The organism is Nocardia alni (genome assembly GCF_019038435.1).
Classification (GTDB): Bacteria; Actinomycetota; Actinomycetes; order Mycobacteriales; family Mycobacteriaceae; genus Nocardia; species Nocardia alni.
Genome location: NZ_JAGPOX010000269.1, coordinates 1 through 4,341 on the forward strand (window position 1 = coordinate 1; position 4,341 = coordinate 4,341).

Genomic DNA, 4,341 nt, shown 5'->3' on the forward strand with positions numbered 1-4,341 from the left:
GGCTACCCCCCGCCCACCCCTATCACTGCTACTACGCAGGCAAATACCTAACCACCGCAACCAAATACGCCCTCCCCATCACCGCCGCCGACAGTGCCGCACTACACACTGTCGCGCGGGGCTGTCCGTAAGCGCGACAGCCCACACCGACAACCGACAACGCCCCCACTACGGGGCGAACAGCTCCTCGGGGGTACTCGCGGTCAGGGCACGGACCGTCCACACATCCAGCTGCGCAACACTCGCCGCATCCACCACACGCCGGACCCAGTCAGGCACAGCACCGAACTTCGCGGCCACCAACGTCAAGACGCTCTCTGCACGGCCCTCTGCACGGCCTTCGACGACCTCCTCCGCATGCGGGCCGAGCTTCTCCAGAACCGGATCCAGATCGTGCATTCCGATCTGACCGGCATTTACAGCATAAAAGGCTGAGTCTCGGGAATATCGGGAATCTCGGACATAGTCAGCAAACTACATGATGATGACGAGAACTCTTGCATTGCAACACAATTCGCCATCACCATGCCATTGTCAGACTGTAGTTCGCCCTATTGGAATATTCCAGCGCAACCCGAGCAATAGCCATTCAGTCCGTGACGACCGGGCGTTTCGAGTCGTTGGACCACTGCGACCAGGAGCCCGGATACAGTGCGGCTTCGACGCCGGCCTCGGCCAAAGCGGCGATCTGGTGGGCGGCGGTGACTCCCGAGCCGCAATAGACGGCGACCGGGCCGGAGCCCAGGGCGGTGAAGCGGGCGCGGAGTTGGTCGGGGGTCTTGAATATGCCCTCGGCCGTGAGGTTTTCGGCGGTGGGGGCGCTCAGGGCGCCCGGGATGTGGCCGGCGCGAGGGTCGATGGGCTCGACCTCGCCGCGGAAGCGCTCGCCCGCACGGGCGTCCAGGAGCAGGCCCTCCCAGGCGGCCGCGGCGTCGGCGTCGATCACCGGCAGGCGTCCGGGGGTGAGCACCACGTCGCCGGGGGTGGGATCGGGTTCGCTGCCGGTGGCCAGGTCGCCGCCTGCGCGCTGCCATGCCGGGAGCCCGCCGTCGAGGATCCACACATCGGCGACGTCGGCCCAGCGCAACAGCCACCAGGCACGGGCCGCGGCCATGCCGCCGGTGGCGTCGTACACCACGACCGGCTGATCTGCGCGAAGACCCCAACTGCGGGCGCATTTCTGTAGATGCGCGACCTCCGGGAGGGGATGGCGACCCCGCGCCGGGGACGGTGGCGCGGCCAATTCCGTTTCGAGGTCGACGAATATCGCGCCTGGGATGTGGCCGTCCAGATAGTGCTGCGGCCCGTCGGGATCGCCCAGCGCCCACCGCACGTCCAACAGCAGCGGACCTGCCGTGTCATTGCCGGACACACTGTCGCCCAGCTGTTTCCGAAGATCCTCCGCCGAGATCAATACCCTGGTCACCCGAGCTCCTCTACCAGATCAGTACCCCCGCCGAACGCCAACGCCGCTAACCCTACGACAGCTCGCATGCAGCACTATTCGACGACCGACCGGCTCAGTCCCGCGCCGCGTCCAGGACGCCACGGGCCCCACACCGCCTGGATGGTTCCGCACCGGGCCGAGGTACCCCGACCGGCGCCAGGTCGACCGGCGCACTACATCGGTTCCGTTCTCCCAGCGGCTGACTCGAATCGGACAACCGACCGTTCGGGTGGCAGCCGACAGGCCCACCACGCTCCGAGGTTCAGCTACCTTCTCCCCGTACCGGACTCGGATCGGACGTTTGCCGAGCCGACAGCGCCCATCGCACCAGCAGCCCGGCGACCAAACCCCAGAACGCCGCGCCGACACCGAACACCGCGAATCCGGATGCCGCGACCAAGAAGGTGCTCGCCCCCGCTATCCGGTGTTCGGACGGGCCCAGCGCCGCAGCCAGAGCGGCGGCGAACGTCGCGAGCAGGGCAAGTCCCGCAACGGTTTCCAGCACGCCCTTCGGCGCTGCTTCCACCAGGATCACCAGCGCACCCGAGGCCAGCGCGAGCACCAGATAGGTGATTCCGGTGCCGACGACCGCGATCCATCGCCGCCGCGGATCCGAATGCACGGACGGTCCGGCCGTCAGTGCCGCGGTGACCGCGGCGAGGTTGATCGCATGGCCGCCTAGGGGTGCGATGAGCACGGTGCCGAGACCGGTCGTCGCCATCGCCGCGCGCCACGGGATCCGGTACCCGAACGACTCCATCACCGCGGTGCCCGGGATGTTCTGCCCGGCCATCGTGACGATGTAGAGCGGCACCGCGATGCCGATCATGGCCTGCCAACTCCAGTGCGGCAGGGTCGGTTCCACCCTCGGCGCCATCGCGGCCAGGTCGAGCCGGTGATGTCCGAGCGTCATCTCGATCCCGGCGCCGAGCACGGCGGTCACGAATGCCGCCGGGACGGCCCACCGCGCGGCATATCGCTGAACGACCAGCCACACCAGGATCACCGGAACAACCACCGCCGGGCTCTGGGTGAGCGCGTGCACGGGCGCCAGGCACAGCGGCAGCAGCACGCCGGCGAGCATCGCCTGCGCGATCTCGGCCGGGATGGCCGCGATCAGCCGACCCAGACGCTGCCAGAATCCGGTGAGCACGATCAGCGCGCCGGTCACGAGGAACGCGCCCACGGCCGCCGGCCAGCCGCCGGACACCAGCCCGGTGCCGGCCAGCAGCGCCGCGCCGGGAGTAGACCACGCCAGCGCGATCGGCATCCGATAGCGCCGCGCCAGCACGAGCATCCCCACCGCCTGCGCCAGACAGATCGCCGACAGTCCCGACGCGGCCTGCCCGGGCGTCGCCCCCACCTTGGCCAACCCGGTCAGCACCACCGCGAACGTACTGATGAACCCCACCATCGCGGCCACCACCCCGGCACCGACCGGCTGCCACAGCCCGCCCGCCCCCGCGTCATCGACGACACGAACGCCCTCGTCCAGCACGACACCCTCCCGCACCGCACCCTCGCCGTCCGGTGCTGTGCCCTCCGCGGCCGCTTCGTCGGCTGCCTTCGAGACCTGAGACGCACCCGCCCCTTGCCTCGAGGCCGACGCAGCGAACTCTACGACCGAACGAACGAACCCAATGTCCCCAGCCACGACAGCTTCGCGGCCGCCGAGCATATCTACCCCTTTCGAGGCCGATTCATCAGCTTGCCGCACGTCAGCCCCCGCGCCCGGCTCCCCCACCGACCGGGCGACAGCTTCCGTACCCAGCTCACCGGTCCGCCGCGCAGTACCCGCCGCGCCCAATTCATCGGCCTGTCGCGCAATACCGCCCGCACCCGGCTCCCCGGCCTTCCCCGCGGTAGTCCCCGCATCCAATTCATTGGCCCGCGCGACGACAGCCCCCGCACCCGGGAACGCTACCGCCGCCGCGGAACCATCGGACACATCGACCTGCGCCGTGGTGTTCCCGCCTCGGGAGATGGGCGAACTGGCCTGCGGGTCGGTGACGGTCATGGCGTCATCGTCCCTGGTGTAGAACAGTCCAGTCAGGAGCCAATTGGTCGAAACTGGACTGAAATATCAGATGGTGTAAGCCGCCTCACGTGGAGCGCATCGGGTCGGGCAATCGGACTTCAGCCCCGGAGAGTCGCCTGATACCGACGCATCCCGGACAGCCATCGGTCGTAGTCCGCGCCCTTGTGCCGGTACATCTCGAGTACCTGCGCATGCGGCAGGATCAGGAACCGCTCGGCCGCGACACCGGCGAGCACATCCTTCGCCACCTGCTCGGCGGACAGGACCTCGCCGGCGGAGACCACCGCGCGGATCGACTCCTCCGCGGTCGCCGCGTCGGTGAAGTTGTCCGTGCCGGCTCGAAGCAGATTCGTGTCGACGCCCATCGGGCAGAGGCAGCTGACCCGGATCCCCTTGTCTCCATAAGTAATCGACAACCACTCCGCGAAACCGACGGCGGCATGCTTGGTCACCGAATAGGGCGCCGAGCCGATCTGCGTGAGCAGTCCGGCCGCCGAGGCGGTCGACACGAAATACCCTGTGCCCCGCTCGATCCAGCCCGGAATCAGCGCCTGCGCCGCCCGGACGTGCGCCATCACGTTGACTTCCAGTGCGGCGGACCACTGTTCATCGGTGCCGTCCAGACCCCGCGCCCCGAAGATTCCCGCATTCGCGAAGTACAGATCCACCGGACCGAATTCCCCCTCGGCGCGCGCGATCAGCTCCCGGATGACCGCGGCGTCGGTGACATCACCCACCACCGCAACGGCCGAATCCCCCAGCTCCCGAGCCACCTCGGACACCTTCGAATCCACATCGGCCAGCACCACGCGCGCCCCGGCCCCTACCAGCTCCGAGACCACCGCCGCCCCGATCC

General features: G+C 68.5%; 4 protein-coding genes. All 4 read right to left on the reverse strand.

Features of this window, described 5'->3' with window-relative positions:
• Window positions 1–168 precede the first annotated feature (168 nt).
• Window positions 169–399, reverse strand: a complete 231-nt coding sequence (locus JZ791_RS43525) for a DUF4351 domain-containing protein (protein ID WP_216903743.1) — start codon at window positions 397–399, stop codon at window positions 169–171.
• A gap of 190 nt (window positions 400–589) precedes the next feature.
• Window positions 590–1,426, reverse strand: coding sequence for a sulfurtransferase (locus JZ791_RS43530; protein ID WP_216903745.1), 837 nt, complete (start codon window positions 1,424–1,426; stop codon window positions 590–592).
• Window positions 1,427–1,709: 283 nt separating this feature from the next.
• Window positions 1,710–2,945: a benzoate/H(+) symporter BenE family transporter gene (locus JZ791_RS43535; RefSeq protein WP_438804643.1), complete on the reverse strand. Its 1,236-nt coding sequence runs from the start codon at window positions 2,943–2,945 to the stop codon at window positions 1,710–1,712.
• Between the two features lie 638 nt (window positions 2,946–3,583).
• On the reverse strand, window positions 3,584–4,339 hold the full coding sequence (locus JZ791_RS43540) for an SDR family oxidoreductase (protein ID WP_308163500.1): 756 nt from the start codon (window positions 4,337–4,339) through the stop codon (window positions 3,584–3,586).
• Window positions 4,340–4,341: the final 2 nt, after the last annotated feature.